Consider the following 20145-nt stretch of genomic DNA (forward strand, 5'->3'; position numbering starts at 1 on the left):
ATCTTGGGAAGGACGTTTTTCAGGTCCATGGAATTACCGCTGACGGCACGGTTGCCTTCAATCGAACAATTCGGCGCAGGCAGCTGCTCAAGTTCTTCGAGAAGTTGCCGAGTTGCCTGGTCGGCATTGAGGCGTGTGGGTCTGCGCATCATTGGGCGCGTGAGTTGATTGCGATTGGTCATGATGTGCGGCTGATGCCTGCGGTCTACTTCAAACCATATGTGAAGCGTGGCAAGACTGATGCCGTTGACGCCGAAGCTATCTGCGAAGCGGTCACGCGACCAACCATGCGGTTTGTTGCTGTGAAGTCGAAAGAACAGTAGGCTCTGCTTGCGATGCATCGCGTACGTCAGCTCGTCGTTCGCCAGCGCGATCATTCACTGAGCTGTTCAAAGCCCTCAGCGAAATCTGTGATCTCTACACACCTCAGGAATGCTGGAACTACTTTTGCGAGGCGGGGTATGATCCTACATAAACTGGAAACGCTTTAAGAAGCCAAGCCAGCTTGGCACTGTCAGAAAAGCGGTCGCCCGCGTCGATGAGATTTTCTTTTCAGATGGTCAGTCGGCAAGCTGACCACTCATGTGGCTCGCTGATCGTGGTTTTTTGCCCTTAGTCGGTGGGACACGCTTCCGAAAAACCCTAATAATCAGTGGGACGAAAAACTGTCCCACCGATCTTTAAGTGACTGTTTTTTCTATTCACTGTGATGCCGCCCCCGGGCACCACTTAAATGTATTTACATAATAAAAACATAAACTTCTCAATCAACAGAAGGGCGTAGTCCCCCTCTCAGTTCCCTTTTGGGTCATCCTTACTCTTCGCCTGACAAGCCTCGCGCTTTTCTTCAGTAGTTGCATAAAGTGCCAGCGCTTTTCAGCTTTGGCTCCAGACCTGTAACATTGATAAAAGCAGCCATTCTCTGCACGGGGCTTCAATGACACAGTCGCGGGACCAGGTGCGAATTCGCTGCGGCAAGCCCAAAGTCAGGTTTCTTCGCATTGCGACTGCAGCGAAAAACATCTCGGGCAGACGAAGGGAGGTCATTGACCTGCTAATCAATATACTCTTATCGAGCGCCCCACGTGTCCGAAAGACGATACCCCTCGGGCCAGGGATCGGAAGGGTCCAGCATGTGCTGGTGGATACCGGTAATCCAGCCACGCCCCGAGATTTCCGGGACGATGGCTGCCCGATCACCTGCTCTGGTTTCCTCGACGATGGTGCCCGAAAACGTCGAACCGATCACCGAACGCGCAGTTAGACGGTCACCTGTCTTCATCACGCCGCGTGCGTGCAGCAGGGCCATCCGGGCCGAAAGCGCGGTGCCGGTGGGTGACCGATCGACCTTGCCCGGCTGAATGGCCACCGCAGCGCCAGTTTCAAGGCCTTGCGCGCTTTCGACAAGCGGTCCCGCGAACAAGCAGAACGAGATATGACGCCAGTCCGGGTTCTCTGGATGGGTAAAGCCCAGCTGTTTGTTGGCTGCATTTGTGATGCGGACACCAAGTTTGGCGATGTCATGTGCCTCGGATTCATTCAGGGAGAACCCCAGCGCCACCGCATCGACGACCACGAAACTGTCGCCGCCATAGGCAGTATCGACGGTCAGCGTACCAAGGCCTTCGACTTCCAGCGCGCGATCCAGTTCGGCGGCAAACGAGGGGACGTTTTGCACGTGAATACGCTCCGCCTTTCCGTTCTGGCATTCTGCCCGCACACGCACCAGCCCGCCGGGGGCTTCCAGCACGATGCGGGTTTCGGGCTCCTGCATCGGCACCAGACCTGCATCCAGAAGCACGGTCGACACGCAGATCGAGTTCGATCCGGACATTGGCGGCGTGTCCTCGGGTTCCATGATGATCCAGGCGGCCTGTGCCTCGGGATGTTTCGGCGGAACCAGAAGGTTGACGTGCCGGAAGACGCCACCACGCGGTTCGTTCAACACGAAATTGCGCAGAGTCTGGTCGCGCGCGATCCATCGGCTCTGTTCCCAGACCGTGTCGCCGGGTGGCGGCAGGACGCCGCCGACGATCACGTCGCCGACCTCGCCCTCTGCATGGGCGGAGATCACGTGGATGGTCCTGGTCGAGCGCATGTCAAATATCCTTCATCAGACGCAGTGCGTCGTAGACTGCCGCGTGGGTGTTGCGGGCGCTGACGGCGTCGCCGATGCGGAAGAGCTGGAAGGCGCCGTCCGGGTTGCGCACAACCTGCTGTGGGCGGCCTTCGATCAGGGCGTCATGGTCGACCGCGCCGCCGTTGGAAGAGCGAGGCTTCAGCTCGAAGTAGAGATCGTCCAGCGGAAGGGTGCCGTAGTTCACGACGATCTGGTCGTAGGTCTTCTCGCTGGTGAAATCGCTGTAGTCCGTCCCGATCGTGGCCTTGAGACGATTGCCATCCTTTCCCACGGCCTTCAGGCGTCGGGTCACTGTGAAGGTCACGTCCTTATCTTGCAGCGCCCGCATGTATGGCACCAGGTTCATCGCCATGATGTCTGGGGCAAATGTCCGGTCGGGGGTCATCACCTCGACCCTGGCACCCACGTTTGCCGCAATCTCGGCAGCCATGAGGCCGGGATGATCGCCGCTTTCGTCATAGACCAGCACATCCTGCCCGGGTTTGACGTCGCCCGAAATCAGGTCCCAGGCCGAGACCACAAGGGTCTGTTCGGAGCGGTCCTCGAAGAGGCCGGTGTTGGGCAGCCCGCCCGTGGCGACGATCACCACATCGGGGTTCAGGTCGGTCACGTCCCCGGCTTCGGCCCAGGTGTTGAAACGGAACTCGACGTCTCGGGCCGCGCATTGCGCCATACGCCAGTCAATGATGGAAATCATCTCGCGCCGGCGCGGGTTCTGCGCCGTCAGGCGAACCTGCCCGCCAGGATCGGGCTGGACCTCGAAGACTGTGACGTGATGACCACGCTCCGCCGCGACCCGGGCAGCCTCCAGCCCGGCCGGACCGGTGCCGATGATCACCACCTTCTTCCGGGTTTCGGCGAGCGCGATCTCGTGTGGCATCGTCAGCTCACGCCCGGTGGCCGCGTTGTGGATGCAAAGCGCCTCTCCGGCGGCATAGATGCGGTCGAGGCAGTATGTGGCGCCGACGCAAGGGCGGATGTCGTCCTCACGCCCTTCGACGATCTTTTTCACGATATGCGGGTCGGCTATGTGGGCGCGGGTCATGCCGACCATGTCCAGGAGCCCTGCCTGAACGGCGTGGCGCGCCGTCGCCACGTCCGGGATCTTCGCGGCGTGGAACGTAGGCATGCCGGTGGCCTTCTTGACCTCCCCGGCGAAATCCAGATGCGGGGCGTTCTTCATGCCCTGGACCGGGATTACGTCGGTCATCGCCGGGTCGGTGTGGATGCGTCCCCGGATCACGTTCAGGAAATCGACCATGCCGCTGTCCGCCAGCCGCCTGGATATCTCGATGCCTTCCTCGGGCGTGATTCCACCGGCCTCGGTCTCGTCGGCAGTGTAACGCAGACCGACGATGAAATCGGTGCCCACCCGCTTGCGGATGCCCGTCAGCACGTCCATCAACAGCTTCATCCGGCTGTCAAGGCTTTGCCCGCCATGCGGCCCGTCCAGATCGTTGGTCAGGGGTGACCAGAACTGATCCAGAAGGTGGCCATAGACCTGCAGTTCGATCCCGTCCATACCGCCCGCCTTCATCCGCTCGGTCGCGTCGGCAAAGTCGGTGATGATGCGCTCAATGTCCCAGTCCTCCGCGCGCTTTGGGAAGGCGCGGTGGGCCGGTTCGCGGTGCATGGTTGATGATACCGATGGCAGCCATGCGCCTTTGTCCCAGCGGGTCCTGCGACCAAGATGCGTCAGCTGGATCATCACAGCGCAACCATGGTCGTGGCAGGCATCAGTCAGCTGTTTGATCCACGGCACAACCTCGTCCTTGTAGGCGAGGATGTTGTTGAACACCGGCGGGCTGTCCTTAGACACTGCTGCCGAGCCTGCTGTCATGGCCAAAGCTACCCCGGCCCTGGCGCGTTCCGCATGATAGGCGGCATAGCGCTCTTTCGGCATCCCGTCTTCGGGATAGGCCGGTTCATGACTGGTGGTCATGATCCGGTTCCGAAGCGTCAGGTGTTTGAGCTGATATGGTTGAAGAAGGGGATCGTTGGACATGGGCGGGCCTCACTGGCGGATAGCGCCTGTATCTTCAAAATGTTCACATATGTCAAGTTAACGTTCATATCTGTATATTTTTCTTGTGACCAACGGTGACCAGAACTAATGTCGATGCCATGACCGCAAAGAACGACACACTTGCATCCGACGAAAAGGCCACCGGCTGGCGTGGGTCGCGCGCCGTCTGGATGGCTGCAGCAAAACAGGCGCTGATCTCTTCTGGCGTCGATGCTGTTAAGATCCAGCCGCTGGCGGGCCAGCTGCAGATTGCGCGCACCAGCTTCTACTGGTTCTTCAAGGACCGGAATGCGCTGCTCGATGCGCTTCTGGAAGAGTGGGATACAAAGAACACCGGCGCCTTCGTCGAGGCCTGCGGCGCCTATGCGGAGGCCATTCCCGAAGCTGTCCTCAATCTCATTGCGGTGTTCCATGACGAGGCGCTCTTCGAGCCACAGCTCGACTTCGCGATCAGAGGGTGGGCGCACCATTCCGATCTCGCAGCAGGACGAGTCCATGAGGCCGACGAGACCCGGCTGAAGGCGATCCGGGCGATGTTCGCGCGCTTTGGGTTCGCCGAGGATGAGGCGGATGTCCGGGCGCGGACCGTCTACCTGACCCAGATCGGCTACATCTCAATGCAGGTATCCGAGGCCACCGCCGTACGGATGGCGCGGGCACCAGGCTATGTGAAGACCTTTTGCGGGCAAGCGCCCAGCCCGAGTGAACTGGCACGGTTCTACGCGCGCCTGAAGTTCGACCCGGCTGCTGAGACCTAAGGATACGACGTCGCAATTACCTTTTGCCGGATCACCTGAGACGGCACCATTGAACACCTGTCCTGGTCGGACGCCGTGGCGACCCTGAGGGACGGGCACCGTCTGCCGTGCGCACCTGTCGCCGACATGTTTTTCCGGCCTGAGCGTGTGTGGATCTGATCACGGCGCCCGGAGCGGGCGCGCCCTCGCTGCCGAATGGCTGTCCGGGGATTTCACCGTCGAAGGAGCCCCCGATCTCTCCGAGGCGGCAGGGAAGGCAGACATTATCAGCTGCGCGACCACGGCCCGCGAGCCGGTGCTTGGGGGTGCTTGGATCCGTCCAGGAACGCATGTGGATCTGATCGGCCCGTGCAAGGCGGACATGCGCGAAGCTGATGACGATCTGATGTCGAGGGCCTCGCTCTTCGCAGACAGCCGCCAAACGACGCTCCATCACATCGGTGAATTGATGATCCCTCTATCGAGCGGCGTGATTGCCGAGAACAATGTGCTCGGGGATCTTTACGATCTGATTCCTGAACTGATTGAGGGAAGAAAGTCAGCAGAGAAGATTACAGTCTTCGGGAATGGCGGCGGGGCCCGTCTTGATCTGATGATGGTCAACTTCATCTCGAAGAGGTTGCAATCAGAGCAGTGATATTTTTCATAGAATGACTTCTCTCGATCCGGATATCATCACAGCGGACTTAAGTCTGAGACTTAAGCTGGTTTGCTCTGCGTCGTTTCATGCCATGGCCAACGGCAGCAATGAACGGTTCCCGCCCGTTCAGGGGAGACGCAGCATCGGTCATCCTGGGCCCGGTCCGGACACCTGACGGTTTTCATCAGGTGTCTGAAAAGATGCGCTAAGCCGGCGTTTACTGTGAAATTTTCGAAACTCCGACCTCGAATGGCTGCTTCGCGCAGGAGCGGACGGCGGCGAAGAACCAAGCTATGTCCGAGTTGCGGGACTTAACCGCCTTAGAATTAGTAAAAAACGAAGGACCGGTTCCGGAAGTATTGTGGGCTTTCCGGAACTTTTTTCTGAGGAGTGTGCCGTCCTTGATCGGAACGCAGTCACAGGTTCTGAGTAATGACCCGATGCTCCTTTACAGAAGCGTCATCAGACTATCCTGGAGGTCTTGAAGATGACCGTTTTCACGCAGACTATTTATGATAGCTCTGACCGCCGCTTTTAAGTTTTGCAAAACTGCATGTTGGCACGTCCTTTCCGAAAGGCATCATATTCGATACCGTGCGTTAAGCATATCGGAACAGGGGAAGTTACTTTGTCATCATCGAATGTTTATAAGTTGTTGATTGCCGCCACTTTTGCCACCGTAGCAGGTACCGGGGCATTCGCGCAGTCCGCAGCGCTCACCGCCCGGGACTCCGACCCCAATGTCATGGGCTGGATGCAGGGCTTTCCGCCGCCCGAAGACAAGATCATCACACAGCCCGACAGTGTCTACTTCAGCTTTCCAAGGTTACGTTGGTCGGTTTGTCACCTGCGTGAATTCCTACCCACAGAGGAAATCAGTCGCGGGCTCGGCGCGCCGATGCCATTGGAGTACCTGCCGCCGGCCGAATTCGCTGACATGCGGCAGCAGATCGACGCGGTCACCTTCAATCCGCAGAAAAGCGAAGAAGAGATGACCTGGGAAGAGTCGCTCTATGCCAACTACACCGACGGCATGCTGATCATCCACAAAGGTCAGGTCGTTTACGAACGCTATTTCGGCTGTCTGGAGGAGGACGGCAAGCACGCGATCATGTCGATGACGAAGTCTTTCACCGGACTTCTGGCCGAGATCATGGTGGTCGAGGGCACCCTCGATGACACCAGGCTGGTCCGCGACTACGTCCCCGAGATTGGCGACAGCGCCTTCGCCACGGCGACCGTGCGGCAGGTCATGGATATGACCACCGGTGTGAAATACTCCGAGGACTACTCCGATCCCAACGCCGACATCTGGCTCTATTCCGCCGCTGCCAGCCCGCTGCCCAAGGCAGAAGGATACGAGGGGCCGGATGGCTATTGGGAATATCTCCAACAGGTCGAACCCGAGGGTAACCACGGCGACGAATTCCATTACAAGACCATCAACTCCGACATGCTGGGTTGGATCATCAGCAAGGTCTCGGGCAAGTCGGTGACCGAGCTTGCCTCAGAGCGGCTCTGGCGTCGGATGGGTGTGGAGCAGGACGCCTACCAGACCGTCGACGGCAAAGGCGTGCCCTTTGCGGGTGGCGGCATCACCGCCGGTCTGCGCGATCTCGGGCGGCTGGGCCAGCTGATGTTGAACGAAGGCGCGTCCAACGGCGAGCGCCTGTTCCCGGCTGAGGTCGTGGCGAACATCCGCGCGGGCGGCGACCGGTCCAAGTTCGGAGACGGCTTTCCAACCTTTGGCCCCGGCAGCTACACCAGCCAATGGTGGGTGTTTCACAACGATCACGGAGCGTTTGCGGCGCGTGGGGTCCATGGTCAGACGATCTATGTCGATCCGACCGCCGGGATGGTCCTCGTGCGCCTCTCCTCCTTCCCAAGGTCTCAGAACGGCTTCATCGACCCGACGTCTCTGCCCGCCTACCAGGCCGTGGCCGAGTTTCTGATGGCACGCTGATCAGCACCCTGATGGGGAAACCGCGTCTGCGGTGAGCGGGACAGAACACGCACAGTCCGAAAGATGGAGGCGGCTGACAAGGCCGCCTTCTGAAGCGCTCCCAGCGCAGCGGAGGTGCTGAGCATCCTTTTGGCTTAAGAAAATAATTGGGGGCCGGCCAGGTGGGGCTTCCCGTGCGAAGAGCGACATCGCCGGCATGGCCTTCGGAACAAGGCCTGACAATCACTGTCGGGCAAGTCGACGCGCAGAGGTGACGCGCTCCATATAATCCGGTGGAATTTGCCTTACCACTTCATCGGGCGCGCCGATCATCGAACGGATGCGCGCGCCCGATGGCCACGGATCGGACAGAGGCCATTGTGAAGTGAAATCACCGCCGAAGGCGGTTTGCACCAAGCAGTGGTGGTCAATCAGAGCAATTGATTTGATGCAAATTTGGTGTACTGTCATAGTGTATACCAAATCTGCTCAAACCTTCCGGAGTGCATTTCACCGGTATGATGCCCAACCGAACCGAATATGAAGACGGCAGGATAATTCCGCTGACACTCTCCGCTCAGGTGGCGGACCGGTTGCGCAACTGGGTTCTGCTCGGCGATCTCGCGCCGGGAGAAGTGCTGGTCGAGCGGGTACTTTCCGAAAAACTGGGTGTGTCTCGCACGCCAATGCGTGAGGCGCTGCAGATGCTGGGCCGGGAAGGGCTGATCGCCATCACCCCCAACCGCCGGCCGCGGGTGGCCAGCCCCGGCCTGTCCGACATTCTGGAGCTTCTGGAGGTTCACCGGCTTGTGGAGGCGCACGGCGCGCGCCTGGCCGCAAAGCAGATATCGCAGGCGGCTCTCACCGATCTGCAGCGATTGCTCGACGAGATGGAATTATCCGGCACCCGGCGCGGTGAGCTGGAATTCTTTGAGCTGGACATGGCGTTTCACAGGCAGATTGTCGAAGCCTCCGGTAATGCGACCCTGATCGAGACGCACAGTCACCTTAACGCACGGCTTTATCGCACCCGTTTTCTGTCCACACAGACGATCAGCGGGAGACCCCTTATGCAGGCACAGCACACGCAGATCCTCGAGGCATTGCGTGCGCGGGATGCCGATCGCGCCCAGGCGCGCGTCGAAGAACACCTGCATCAGCTTGGACGAAACATCACGGCGATTTTCAATGAATCTAAACAGGGAAAAGGCACAGGCCCGCAGCCGGGGAAAACCAGCTGATGCAAGGGCCTGGTTGGAGGAAACGATAAGGAACGACAACAAGTTTTAATCTGGGAGGACTACAACAATGAAATTTTTCGGAATACGCGAAATTGCGGGCTGTGCCACACTGGCCGGCGGTTTGATGCTGTCCACGGCGGCATTCGCAGGGCCTGAAACCGTCGAAGGGCCCGGGCATGATCCGGCGTGCTTTGCCCCCTGGAACGACGAGATCAAATACATGCAGTGGGAGCCGCGCGACGGACCGCACAAAATTGCGGTCGTGAACGGGTTTGTCGGCAACACCTGGCGCATTCAGATGATCCAGACTGCCAAGGCCTTTGCCGAACAGGAAGACATCGCCTCGCAGATCGAGGAGTTCAAGGTTGTCTCAACCGGCACCGACGTCGCAGCCCAGCTTGGTGCGATCGAGGACTTCATTAACCAGGGGTTTGACGCCATCGTGACGATCGCGGTCTCGCCGGAAGGCTTTGACCGGGTGATCCGTCTTGCTGACCGCAATGACGTGGTGGTCGTGCCCTTTGACAACGTGCTCGACACCGACAAGGTCATGCAGGTCAACGAAGACCAGCTTGAGATGGGCCGGATGTACGCACGCTGGCTGATGGAACAGCTGGGCGACAAAACTTCCGGCAAGATACTCGAAGTGCGGGGTCTCCAGGGCAACTCGGTGGACCGCGACCGCCACATCGGATTTCGCGAACTCATGGAGCCCTCGGGAAACTGGGACATCGTTGAGGTCGTCGGCAACTGGGATGACGGCACGGCCCAGAAAGTGACCGCTGATGCGATCGCCGTGCACAAGGAGTTCGACGCCGTCGTGGTGCAGGGCGGAACCACCGGTGCGGTCCGCGCGATGCTGGATGCCGGACATCCCCTCGTCCCGATCGCCGGTGAGAGCGAAAACGGCTATCGCAAACTGCTTGCCGAATACGGACCGCAAGGTCTCAAAGGCACGTCGATCGGACAGTCGCCCGGCATGGTCGCTATCGCTATGAAAGCAGCCCTTGCAGCCCTTGACGGAAACGTGATGCCACAGCTGATTTCGGTTCCGATCCCCTTTGCCGATTACGACGAGATGGAAGCCGACAAAAACTACTGGCCTGATCTCACCGATAATTTCTTTACGGTGAATGAATTCCCGCCCTGCGGCGTGAATATCACAGCCCGCGAGATCATGGCAAAGTCGGCTGACAACAACTGATAACACGATCAGGTAAAACTTCTTTGCACCGCGTCACGGCGCGGTGCAGAGTTTGTGGGCAGCAGAGACGGGATTAAGGGCTCTTATGACACCTGACGGCCAGACGGACCGCGGCCTCAAGACCGCGCCTTCCGCACATATGTCTCTGACAGGGATTACAAAACGCTACGGCGGGGTGACGGCCCTGGAGAATGTGAACTTCTCCTGCGATCTGGGCTCGATCCATGCTGTCCTCGGTGAGAACGGTGCCGGGAAATCCACGCTGATCAAGATTATGTCCGGCGTTGTTACCCCGGATGAGGGGCGAATGATGCTTGACGGCAGAGAGGTCACCTTTTCGGGACCCTCGGCCGCTAATGACGCGGGCATCGTGTGCATCTTTCAGGAACTGTCGCTGATGCCGGATCTGAGCGTGGCAGACAACATCATGATTGCAGACCCGCCCCGCCGGTTCGGTCTGATTGACAAAAGAGCCCAGAAGAGACGCGCCGAAGAGCTGCTCGCGCGGATCGGATGCGAGGATGTGAACCCGCTCAACAGGGTGCGGGATCTGCCGTTGTCGCGCCGCCAGATGGTCGAGATCGCAAAGGCGCTGGCCAAAGACCCCACCGTTCTGATCCTGGATGAGGCGACCTCGGCGCTGACATCTTCGGATGTGGACCGCGTTTTTGAAATTTTGCGCAAGCTGCGCGATGACGGCATTTCCATCCTCAGCATTTCACACCGGATGCATGAGATCGAAGCGGTGGCTGATATGTGCTCGGTCTTCCGTAACGGTCATAATGTCGAAACCTTCCGGCAGGGCACAAGATCCGCCGAGGAAATCGTTCAGATGATGATCGGCCGTGAGATTTCGGCGCATTTTCCACCCAAGCCGGACAAAGACCTGGCAACTCAGGGAGCCGCGCCGCCGGTGTTGCAGGTCAGAAATTTTGCCTGGGAAAATGTCCTGCAGGGCATCGATCTTTCAGTGCGAAAAGGCGAAATAGTGGGGCTGGGCGGGCTCGACGGTCAGGGCCAGAAAGAACTGCTGCTGGGGCTTTTCGGCGTGCTCAAAAGCACCTCCGGTACGATCGAGATCAACGGCAAGCCAGTCAGTATCCGCTCGCCCATTGATGCAAAACGCGCAGGCGTGGACATCGCCCTGGTGCCCGAAGACCGCAAAACCGAAGGGCTCATGTTGCCCATGTCGATCTCGGATAATCTCTCGATCGCTTCGCTCAGCCGGATGTCTAACGGCATCATGCTGGATCAGAACGCACTGGAAAGTTCAGTTGCGGAAGCTGTCCGTCGGATGCAGATCAAAATCGGCAATAAATCCGATGCCGTCTCAACGCTCTCGGGGGGCAATCAGCAAAAGGTCGTCATCGCGAAATGGCTGATGACCGACCCGAAGATCATTCTGCTCAACGATCCCACCCGCGGCATCGACGTGGGCACAAAGCAGGAGATCTATCTGCTTTTGCGCGAGCTTGCCAAAGAGGGCGCTGCAATCGTGCTTTATTCCACCGATTACGAAGAACTGATCGGCTGCTGTGACCGGGTGGCTGTCATGTATGACGGGCAGATCGTGCGCGAGCTTGCAGGGTCGGAGATCACCGAACGCAACATTATTTCCAGTGCCCTGAACATCGAGGAAGCCGCGCAATGAGCCACACGCGAAAATCTGATCTGTCGATTATTCTGCGCCAGAGCGCCCCGCTGATCACAGTGATCGCGATATTTCTGCTGTTCTATATTTTCTACAACAGCAACCACCCGCGCGGTTTTTCCACGGCAGTCTACATCCAGAACGCCAACGAGGTCTTTGCGCTCGTGATGGTGGCCATGGCGCAGACCGTACCGGTTCTGATGGGCGGGCTGGATCTGTCGGTGGGGGCGGTGATGACGCTGGTCAATACGCTGGCCAGCCACCTGCTCAACGGCAGCCCGCTGGAGATTGTGTTCGGCTTTATCGTCTGTCTGCTGACCGGGGCGCTTTGTGGTTTCGTGAATGGTTGCGTGGTGGTTTACGGGCGCATTCAGCCGATTATTGCAACGCTTGCTACAGGGGCGATCTTCATGGGGCTGGCGCTGTTTCTGCGTCCGACGCCGGGCGGTGACGTTGACGGAGATCTGGCCTGGGTCATGACCAATGACCTTTACGAGATTGCTGCGACCTACGGGTTTTTCGACAACGGCGAGGCCGCCTGGTTTCAGCCGGTCGCCTGGCTGCCCGTGCCGGCGCTTTTGCTGGTTGTCGTGGCACTTTTTGTCTGGATGCCTTTTTCGCGGTCGGTGACGGGCAGGACCGTTTATGCGATCGGTTCGGGCGAAAGTGCGGCCTATATGTCCGGTCTGCCGATTGACCGGGCCAAGATCGCGGCATTCACACTGGGTGGGTTTTTTGCGGGCGTCGGCGGCATTTACCTGACGCTGCAGACCTCCTCGGGCAATGCCGATATTCCGCAGGCGGGTGCTTATACACTGAATTCGATTGCTGCCGTGGTGATCGGCGGCACATCCCTGCTGGGCGGGGTGGGCACAGCGATCGGCTCAATTTTCGGCGCCCTCGTGCTGCGCACGATCTCTTTTAACTTTCGTATTTTCGACATTGACCCGCTGCTGCAGCCGCTTTTTGAAGGCGTTGTGTTGCTGGGGGCGGTCAGCATCGGTGCTTTGAGCGTCTTGCGTATCAAAAACACCCTGGAGCTTTTCAGGTAGGCCATTATGACAACAACCGACACCATGCCCAAAGCGAAAAGCCGCCTCTGGACGCCGGAGAACAAGCCGGTTGTGATTGCCTCTGGGTGTATCGTTGTGATCCTCGCAATCGGCACGGCCTATACGCTGGCGACCCAGGGCACCGCGACGCTGCTCTCGCCCGGCTATATGCTGCAACAGCTGCAGGTCGGCTCTTTTCTTGGCATTGTTGCGGCCGGTATGATGCTGGTGATCCTGTTGGGGCATATAGATCTGTCGGTTCCCTGGACGGTAGCCGCTTCGGCGATGATGGCCACGGCGTTCGGCGGCGCCGCAGCACTTCCCGTCGGGCTCAGCGTGGGCCTCGCCGTTGGTCTTGTGAACGGGCTGGGGGTCGCCTATCTGCGCATCCCCTCGATGATATTCACGCTTGGGGTCAATGCGGTGATGCGCGGCCTGATGGTCGCCTATACGGGCGGCTTTGCGCCGCAAACAGCCGCCACGCCGCTGATGCAGTATCTGGCCGTCGGCAAGATTCTTGGTATTCCGGTGGCGCTCTTTGTGTGGGCGGCCGTCTCGGTGCTGGTCGTCTTCATCCTGCGCAAAACGCCGGTAGGCCGCTATATTTTTGCGATCGGCAACCGCGAATCTGCAGCCTATCTTGCCGGTGCGCCGACGCGCTGGGTTATTGTTTTCGCCTTTGGTCTTTGCGGCATGATGGCCGGGCTCAGCGGCACGCTGCTCGCCGGATACTCGACCAAGGCTTATCAGGGAATGGGCGACGCCTATCTGCTCCCCGCCATCGCCGCGGTTGTGATCGGTGGCACGCATATTCTTGGTGGCCGGGGGCGGTATCTTGGCACGCTTGTCGGGGTCATTCTGATCGTGCTGCTGAACTCGGTGTTGTCGATCATGCAGATGCCCGAAGCGGGGCGCCAGGTGATCTATGGGTCTGTGATTATTCTCATGCTTCTGTTCTACGACAGGGGCCGGCAGGAACGGCAATAGGAGGCGACACCATGCTGATGCCCGAATTCGAGGTCATTGATCCGCGTTTTACAAAATACGTTATGCAGAATGTGCATATGGAGACGCTTTATTGCGGTACGCGCTGGGCCGAAGGGCCGGTTTACTTTCCGGCCGGGAAATACCTGCTCTGGTCGGATATCCCCGGCAACCGGGTGCTGCGCTATGACGAAACCAATGGCGTCGTCTCTGAATTCGCGACTGGCTGCGGGTATCACAACGGGCACACGCGAGACCGGCAGGGACGGCTTGTGTCCTGCGAGCACCAGGGCCGCAGGGTGAGCCGGATCGAATTTGACGGCAGTGTGAGCACACTGGCCGGAGAGTATGAGGGCAAGCGTCTGAACTCCCCCAATGATGTTGTCGTGAAATCGGATGGCAGCGTCTGGTTCACCGACCCGACCTATGGCATCGACGGCGAGTATGAGGGCGACAGCGCCGAAAGCGAGATCGGCGCCTCACTTGTGTACCGCATCGACCCGGAAAGCGGCGCGGTTTCCGCCGTCGCCAGCGACTTCGTTAAACCGAACGGGCTGGCGTTTTCGCCGGACGAGAGCCGGCTTTATATCGCGGACACCGGTGCCACCCATATAGAAAACGGACCGCACCACATCCGTGTTTTCGATGTCGCAGAAGATGGCGCACTTTCCGGCGGAGAGGTTTTTGCAGAATGCGGGGCAGGGCTCTTTGACGGTTTCCGCCTTGATCTCGACGGCAACATCTGGACCTCCGCAGGTGACGGCGTGCATTGCTATACACCAGACGGCGAACTGATCGGCAAAATCCTGACCGGAGAAGTCGTGGCCAATGTCGAGTTTGGCGGCATTAAGCGCAATCGTCTGTTTATCTGCGCCACCACAACTCTGCGCGCCGTCTATCTGAATACACAAGGCTGCTGAGCCCTGCACAGCATGTGCATGCGCTCAACCGCGACCTATTCCGGATCGAGCCCGTCCCGATAGTCATTGAGATCGGCATCGACCGAAGAGGGGGCCTCGATCCAGGACTTCAGCGGCGCGCCGGTGACCGGATCCAGATCGGGGATCGGCAGCATCATAATACGCTTGGCCGCCGCGCGGAAATCCTCACGGGTGATGAACTCTTCCTGGATGTTGTCCCAGTCCCGTCCGTCCGGATAGCCGCCGACCATCAGGTTGTCGTCAGAGTTGGCGACCATTTCGTGCGAGACGCCGGCGGGCATAACAATGACGTCTCCGGCCTCTACGCGGATTTTCGTGCCGCCTTTGCCAAAGATGACGATCTCCATCCAGCCCGACGCGCAGCCAAGGCATTCATGGGTCGTCGAATGGTAATGCGCGTAAGTATAGATGCCCGGATACCGCCAGTTGTTGAGCCAGCCGTTTGACCTGAACCGCTCAAGCAGCGCCCCGGCACCTCCGCCGGGCACCCCGTTGCGATGCACAAGAAGCGGAAACCTGCTGTTCGGTATCCGGTCTGTCGGGCGCGAAGTATAGCTTTCGGGCGTTGCCATGTGGATCCCTCCTTTTGTGTTCGTTCTCCCAAGGCTAGCCCGATGACGCGTGTGTGCAAAGAAGAGTTTCCGCAGGACAGGGCGCGATCATACTTCGTGCCGGCCTGCCGCGCGCTGGCAAAAAGCAACCCGGGCGTGTCTGATGCCTGACAGGGCGGGTGTGTCTGATGCTATCGGTCAAATTCGTCTGGCAGAGGGTGCAAAGGTCCGGCACAGTATCAACTGCGCATACTCCGCCTGAAAGGATCACAACAGATGAAAGATGCCCCATCAACGCTGCACGGCGGCGCCCTTCTCACTCAGTGTCTGGCAGCCCAGGGCGTGCAACGTGTCTTCTGTATCCCCGGTGAAAGCTTTCTGGCCGCCCTTGACGGGCTGCATGACGCCGACATTGACGTGGTTGTGGCCCGACAGGAAGGCGGGGCGGCGATGATGGCCGAGGCCACGGGTAAGCTGACCGGTCGTCCTGGCATCGCCTTTGTAACACGCGGCCCGGGTGCGACCAACGCCAGCGCAGGTGTGCATGTGGCCTTTCAGGACAGCACGCCGATGATCCTTTTCGTGGGTCAGGTCGCCAGCGACCAGCAAGACCGAGAAGCGTTTCAGGAAGTGGATTACCGCGCCATGTTCGGGCCCCTTGCCAAGTGGGTGGCACAGATCGACCGCGCCGACCGGATCCCCGAATACATCAGCCACGCGTTTCACGTAGCACAGTCGGGCAGGCCGGGGCCCGTTGTCCTGGCGCTGCCGGAAGACATGCTCTCAGGGCCGGTGGAAGGGGTGGCGGTTCCCGCAGCGACCCTCCCGTCGGGCAAAGCCGCAGAGGATGACCTGAGAGCGGTTGTCGACAAACTGGCTGCGGCACAACGCCCGATGGTGATCGTCGGCGGCGGGGGGTGGGATGCGGAGGCCGCGGAGGCCCTTGGCGATTTCGCGGCAAGGATGGGGCTGCCGGTCGGTGCCTCGTTCCGCTGTCAGGATTATCTGGACAACCGGCATCCGAATTACGCGGGTGATGTCGGGATCGGGATCAACCCGGCGCTGGCGGAGATGGTGCGCGAGGCGGACGTGCTCCTGGCACTCGGCACGCGGCTGGGTGAGATGACGACCTCCGGTTATACACTGCTGACCCCGCCGGTGCCCGACCAGCAGCTGATCCATATCCACGCGGATCCCTCTGAGATCGGCCGCGTCTTTCGCCCGGCGCTCGCAGTCGTGGCCCGGCCCGGCCCGGTGATAAAGCAGCTGCGGGATCTTGCTGCAGACCGCGACGGCGGCGACCGTCTGACCCGTGCGCGCGCCTCTTACGAGGCCTGGCAGGAGCCGCAGGAGACACCCGGCGCGCTCAAAATGGAGCAGGTCATCGCACACCTGAATTCGGTGCTGCCTGATGATGCGATCCTGACCAACGGTGCAGGGAACTACTCTGCCTGGTTGCATCGGTATTACCGGTACCGGAGCTGGCGCACACAGCTTGCGCCGACATCAGGGTCGATGGGGTATGGGCTGCCGGCCGCCATTGCCGCCCGTTTGCAGCATCCGGACCGGGAGGTAATCTGTCTCGCCGGCGATGGCTGCTTTCAGATGGTCAGCCAGGAGTTCGGCACCGCCTGCGATCAGGGCGCGGCGGTGATTGTGATCATCTCGGACAACGGGATGTACGGCACGATCCGGATGCACCAGCAACGGCAATACCCCGGGCGCCCGTTGGGTACCGCGATGAAAAATCCCGACTTTGCAGCACTGGCGAGGGCTTACGGCGGGTTCGGTGCGACGGTGACGAGTACAGCAGAATTCGCGCCCGCTCTGGCGCAGGCGCGCGGCAGCGGGCTGCCGTCGATCCTGCATCTGAAGACAGATCCCGCCGCCCTGTCTCCGAAGCTGCGGCTTGAAGACAGTTAATCCCGTGGCCCCCCGGTCTCTGAGCCACGGGCGACCCTTCGCCCGGGCCCGACCGGGTGTCTTGTCAGCGAAGCGCAAAGGCGACAAGTGCGGCGATCAGGGCAGCGTTGACCGCAAGCACTGTCCAGAAGACCCGGTGATCTTCGGTCATCCGCAGAAACCGTTTAATCATAGCGGAACCTCTCGGACAGGATGCGGGCGGAAGACACACCTGACGCCAGGAGGGCTTCTTCTATCGCGGTCATCATCGCCGGAGGGCCGCAGAGCACAAAGAGCCAGGTCTCGAACTGTTTTTGGTCGAAGGTTTGCGCAACAAGTCCGGCATCAATCAGCCCGACCTGTCCCGTCCAGCCTTCATCCGGTTCGCGCAGCACGAATATCACATCGGAAGTATCAGCGAGCGCCCGGGCATCGAGTTCGTCCCTGAAAACGATCTGGTTTTCGGTGCGGTTGCCATAAATCAGGACCGTCCGTCGCGGATCGCCTGTACGTTCAAGCTCGCGCTGAATGCTGAGCATCGGGGCAATTCCCACGCCTCCGGCGATCATCGCGATCCCCGGCTCGCTTCGGTCCCGGACTGTCAGCGTGCCATGCGGCCCGTCAATATATGCCCTCTCGCCAACCCGCACCGTTCCGAGCGTCGAGGTGAAATCGCCCAGTTCTTTGATGACAAAACCCAGATCAGGTCCGGCAGCGGGTGCCGAACTGATCGAAAACGGGTTTTCGTTCACTGAAAACGGCGACTGCCCGATATTGAGCCAGACAAACTGCCCGGCACTGAACGCAACGCCCGGGTGCCCGACAGGTGAAATCGTAACGCCCCAGTGACGTTCGGAGAGCTGTTCAATCGCAGATACCCGCCAGGGGTGCAGCCACTGCCAGAACGGTTTGACGACATAGACAACAATCAGCGAAAACGCCGCGACTGCCGTCATTGTGACCCACATCCCGACCATGACGGGATCAGCACTATAACGCCCGGCGTGCAGTGTGTGATGTAACAACAGGCCCGCAATCAACAGCGCGCCGAGCCCGTGCGTCAGGCGCCAGAACCCGTATCTGTACCCGAGATCATCATGCTTCATTGAAACGATGACAAAGGCCGGAAGCAGCACGAAGGCCGCGATGCCGGTGAAAAGCGCCGGAAAATCACCCGAAAGAGTGAGCTCCCGCGTCGGATCCCAGGGGCGCGCGGGTCCGGGCAGCCACTGGTACGCAAATGGATGCAGCAGGGCGAAGGCCAGCGCTGTGCGCGCCATCAGCTGATGAAACCGGATGGTCACATCAAGCCCGACTCCTGAAGAAATGATGCGGAACCTGCCGGACAGTACGAATTCCGCCAGGATCATCGCAAAGGCAAGCAGTCCGAGACCCGACGCGACATCATTGCGTACACTCCGCGGCGGCATGCCCGATGCCCAGGACAGGACCAGCGGCAGGCAGGCAGTGGCGAGATACAAAAGCACCAGCAGGAGCGGAGCAAGGCGGGAATTCTGCGCCATTATGCACCCCGGGACGTGCGGGGGAACGGTGATGCCCTGTCCGGAACTGCGTCAGCAAATGCCATGCGGGGGCAGGCTACCCTCACCCTCCCCGGGCGAAAATGACATGTGGCCCGTAGTGCCGGGTCAAAAGGAGCGGTGCTGATATCGGTCTCGTACACTGTGAATATCCCGGTTGCCGGATGAAATAACGGGTTCGCCCGCGCATATTGAACCCGATGCAGGGGTGCCGGCATTGATCAGGATCATCCGGGCCTGTGAAGATCCGCTCACGCCGGATGGATCTTTAGCGGATGCAGGATGCATGCGCATGTGGTCCGCTCAAAATGACAAACGACCGGTTCCGGACACCGCATGTGGCTCGCGGCGGGGCATCGATGGGTCAGGAGACCGCCTCAGCCTTCCTGGGCAACCGACCTTCTGAAGAGCAGCAGGCTGATGACGAGAAGCAATGCACCAAGCAGCGCCATCCAGATAAACTCCGGCCAGACCGTCTCAAACCCGGCACCCTTGAATGCGATGGCCTGGCTGGCTGACATATAGTGGCGGGAGGGCAGCAACAGTGTGCCTGCCTGCAGCCAGGCGGGCTGGCTTTCAATCGGGGTCTCGCCCCCGGAGAGCATCAGCATCGGAAGGATCGTCAGCATCACAAGCAGCGCAAACTGAGCCATGGAGCGCGCAAGCGTTGCCAGAAAAACGCCAAGCGCAGTCGCTGTGAAAAGAAACAAACCCGTCCCCGCCAGGAGGAGCACTTTTGACCCGGCAATTGTGACCCCGAGCGCCCCCTGCATGACAAAGAAGAGCGACAGCCCGGTGGCCACAAGAACGACAGCGGCATTGGCCCAGATCTTTGCCATGGCAATATCAAAAGGAGCCAGGGGCATGGCGAGCAGATGCCCGATCGTGCCGTGTTCGCGCTCGCGGATCATCGCCGCCCCGGTGAGGATGGTCGTCAGCCACATGATCTGACCGATCAGGGCGACGATCCCGGCAAAACGAACCGTATCACGGTTGGGATTGAAAGCGCTGTGCAGAATAAGCCCGACGGGTTGCGGGCTGACAAGTTCCGCGCCGATGGCAAAGCGCCGGAGCTCAGCGCTCAGAATGCTGGTGATGTAGGTCGCGCCGATCCCGGCCTGTTCCATCGCCGTTGCATCTATCAGGACCTGTAGTTCGGGCGCCCGGCCTGCGCGCACGTCCTTTTCAAAACCCGGAGGCACAGCAACCACAAAGAGGTAATCGCCTGCATCCATCCGCGCGGCACCTGTGCCCGGGAGGATCGGAACCACGGGCTGAAACTGAGGCGGAAAGAACGCCGCGGCAAGGCTTCGTGACAGCGGTGAGTTGTCTTCATCGGCAAACGCGATGGACGCATTGTTTACTGATGTTGCCACGCCCGTCGCTTCCGTCACAGGCGAGAGCGTGAATGACCACAAAAGCAGCGCCATCATCACCCAGTCACGGCGCAGGCTCATCATCTCTTTCAGACCAAGCCAGAAGATACAGCGCAGACGGTGCATCATTTCTCCTGTGAGCGAAGCGAGAGCGCAGCGAGGCCTGTAAAGACAGGCCCGAAACAGGCCAGTGCCA

15 protein-coding genes and 1 pseudogene are annotated in these 20145 nt (G+C 59.8%); 11 read left to right on the plus strand and 5 right to left on the minus strand.

The window, feature by feature from the left end; genetic code table 11:
- A pseudogene (locus Q0M35_RS10020) lies at positions 1–320 on the plus strand (transposase); the annotation flags it as partial.
- Between the two features lie 749 nt (positions 321–1069).
- Here Q0M35_RS10020 and Q0M35_RS10025 read toward each other — a convergent pair.
- The gene (locus tag Q0M35_RS10025) at positions 1070–2098 is read right to left on the minus strand and encodes a proline racemase family protein (protein WP_295314744.1); all 1029 of its coding nucleotides are present in this window, start codon (positions 2096–2098) and stop codon (positions 1070–1072) included.
- A gap of 1 nt (position 2099) precedes the next feature.
- Positions 2100–4145: an NADH:flavin oxidoreductase gene (locus Q0M35_RS10030; protein ID WP_295314746.1), complete on the minus strand. Its 2046-nt coding sequence runs from the start codon at positions 4143–4145 to the stop codon at positions 2100–2102.
- 95 nt (positions 4146–4240) lie between these two features.
- Between Q0M35_RS10030 and Q0M35_RS10035 the strand changes: the two genes are divergently transcribed.
- The 9 genes from Q0M35_RS10035 to Q0M35_RS10075 all read left to right on the plus strand — a co-directional run bounded on the left by Q0M35_RS10035 (position 4241) and on the right by Q0M35_RS10075 (position 14558).
- Positions 4241–4924 carry a TetR/AcrR family transcriptional regulator gene (locus Q0M35_RS10035; protein ID WP_366519656.1) on the plus strand — a complete coding sequence of 228 codons (684 nt, stop codon included), beginning with the start codon at positions 4241–4243 and terminating at the stop codon, positions 4922–4924.
- A gap of 145 nt (positions 4925–5069) precedes the next feature.
- Positions 5070–5561, plus strand: a complete 492-nt coding sequence (locus tag Q0M35_RS10040) for a hypothetical protein (RefSeq protein ID WP_295314748.1) — start codon at positions 5070–5072, stop codon at positions 5559–5561.
- A 748-nt stretch (positions 5562–6309) separates the two neighbouring features.
- A complete protein-coding gene (locus tag Q0M35_RS10045) occupies positions 6310–7527 on the plus strand; it encodes a serine hydrolase (RefSeq protein WP_295314773.1) in 1218 nt (405 codons plus the stop codon).
- 497 nt (positions 7528–8024) lie between these two features.
- On the plus strand, positions 8025–8747 hold the full coding sequence (locus Q0M35_RS10050) for a GntR family transcriptional regulator (protein WP_295314750.1): 723 nt from the start codon (positions 8025–8027) through the stop codon (positions 8745–8747).
- A gap of 67 nt (positions 8748–8814) precedes the next feature.
- Entirely contained in the window at positions 8815–9951 is a 1137-nt protein-coding gene (locus Q0M35_RS10055; RefSeq protein ID WP_295314752.1) for a sugar ABC transporter substrate-binding protein, read from the plus strand.
- A gap of 85 nt (positions 9952–10036) precedes the next feature.
- Entirely contained in the window at positions 10037–11602 is a 1566-nt protein-coding gene (locus Q0M35_RS10060; RefSeq protein WP_295314754.1) for a sugar ABC transporter ATP-binding protein, read from the plus strand.
- A complete protein-coding gene (locus Q0M35_RS10065; RefSeq protein ID WP_295314757.1) occupies positions 11599–12654 on the plus strand; it encodes an ABC transporter permease in 1056 nt (351 codons plus the stop codon). Before Q0M35_RS10060 ends, Q0M35_RS10065 begins: the two co-directional genes overlap by 4 nt.
- A gap of 6 nt (positions 12655–12660) precedes the next feature.
- Positions 12661–13641 carry an ABC transporter permease gene (locus Q0M35_RS10070; protein ID WP_295314759.1) on the plus strand — a complete coding sequence of 327 codons (981 nt, stop codon included), beginning with the start codon at positions 12661–12663 and terminating at the stop codon, positions 13639–13641.
- An 11-nt stretch (positions 13642–13652) separates the two neighbouring features.
- A complete protein-coding gene (locus tag Q0M35_RS10075) occupies positions 13653–14558 on the plus strand; it encodes an SMP-30/gluconolactonase/LRE family protein (protein WP_295314761.1) in 906 nt (301 codons plus the stop codon).
- A 35-nt stretch (positions 14559–14593) separates the two neighbouring features.
- Here the strand turns inward: Q0M35_RS10075 and Q0M35_RS10080 are convergent, their stop codons facing one another.
- Entirely contained in the window at positions 14594–15151 is a 558-nt protein-coding gene (locus Q0M35_RS10080; RefSeq protein WP_295314763.1) for a cupin domain-containing protein, read from the minus strand.
- A gap of 255 nt (positions 15152–15406) precedes the next feature.
- On the opposite strand from Q0M35_RS10080, the gene Q0M35_RS10085 reads away from it, so the two are divergent.
- Complete coding sequence (locus tag Q0M35_RS10085; RefSeq protein ID WP_295314765.1) at positions 15407–17053, plus strand: thiamine pyrophosphate-binding protein; 1647 nt, start codon at positions 15407–15409, stop codon at positions 17051–17053.
- 164 nt (positions 17054–17217) lie between these two features.
- On the opposite strand, the gene Q0M35_RS10090 is transcribed toward Q0M35_RS10085, so the two are convergent.
- The gene (locus tag Q0M35_RS10090) at positions 17218–18555 is read right to left on the minus strand and encodes a ferredoxin reductase family protein (protein WP_295314767.1); all 1338 of its coding nucleotides are present in this window, start codon (positions 18553–18555) and stop codon (positions 17218–17220) included.
- Between the two features lie 395 nt (positions 18556–18950).
- A partial coding sequence (locus Q0M35_RS10095; protein WP_295314769.1) for an ABC transporter permease occupies positions 18951–20145 on the minus strand: 1195 nt, incomplete at its 5' end.

This window comes from Roseobacter sp. (assembly GCF_024639605.1).
In the GTDB taxonomy this organism is placed as follows: Bacteria; Pseudomonadota; Alphaproteobacteria; order Rhodobacterales; family Rhodobacteraceae; genus Roseobacter.

Excerpts from the sequence above, each read along its gene's own strand:
- Q0M35_RS10085 (WP_295314765.1), top strand. The coding sequence starts at position 15,407 with ATGAAAGATGCCCCATCAACGCTGCACGGCGGCGCCCTTCTCACTCAG.
- Q0M35_RS10045 (WP_295314773.1), top strand. The coding sequence starts at position 6,310 with ATGGGCTGGATGCAGGGCTTTCCGCCGCCCGAAGACAAGATCATCACA.
- Q0M35_RS10075 (WP_295314761.1), top strand. The coding sequence starts at position 13,653 with ATGCTGATGCCCGAATTCGAGGTCATTGATCCGCGTTTTACAAAATAC.
- Q0M35_RS10070 (WP_295314759.1), top strand. The coding sequence starts at position 12,661 with ATGACAACAACCGACACCATGCCCAAAGCGAAAAGCCGCCTCTGGACG.
- Q0M35_RS10030 (WP_295314746.1), bottom strand. The coding sequence starts at position 4,145 with ATGTCCAACGATCCCCTTCTTCAACCATATCAGCTCAAACACCTGACG.
- Q0M35_RS10065 (WP_295314757.1), top strand. The coding sequence starts at position 11,599 with ATGAGCCACACGCGAAAATCTGATCTGTCGATTATTCTGCGCCAGAGC.
- Q0M35_RS10050 (WP_295314750.1), top strand. The coding sequence starts at position 8,025 with ATGATGCCCAACCGAACCGAATATGAAGACGGCAGGATAATTCCGCTG.
- Q0M35_RS10025 (WP_295314744.1), bottom strand. The coding sequence starts at position 2,098 with ATGCGCTCGACCAGGACCATCCACGTGATCTCCGCCCATGCAGAGGGC.
- Q0M35_RS10080 (WP_295314763.1), bottom strand. The coding sequence starts at position 15,151 with ATGGCAACGCCCGAAAGCTATACTTCGCGCCCGACAGACCGGATACCG.
- Q0M35_RS10090 (WP_295314767.1), bottom strand. The coding sequence starts at position 18,555 with ATGGCGCAGAATTCCCGCCTTGCTCCGCTCCTGCTGGTGCTTTTGTAT.
- Q0M35_RS10055 (WP_295314752.1), top strand. The coding sequence starts at position 8,815 with ATGAAATTTTTCGGAATACGCGAAATTGCGGGCTGTGCCACACTGGCC.
- Q0M35_RS10060 (WP_295314754.1), top strand. The coding sequence starts at position 10,037 with ATGACACCTGACGGCCAGACGGACCGCGGCCTCAAGACCGCGCCTTCC.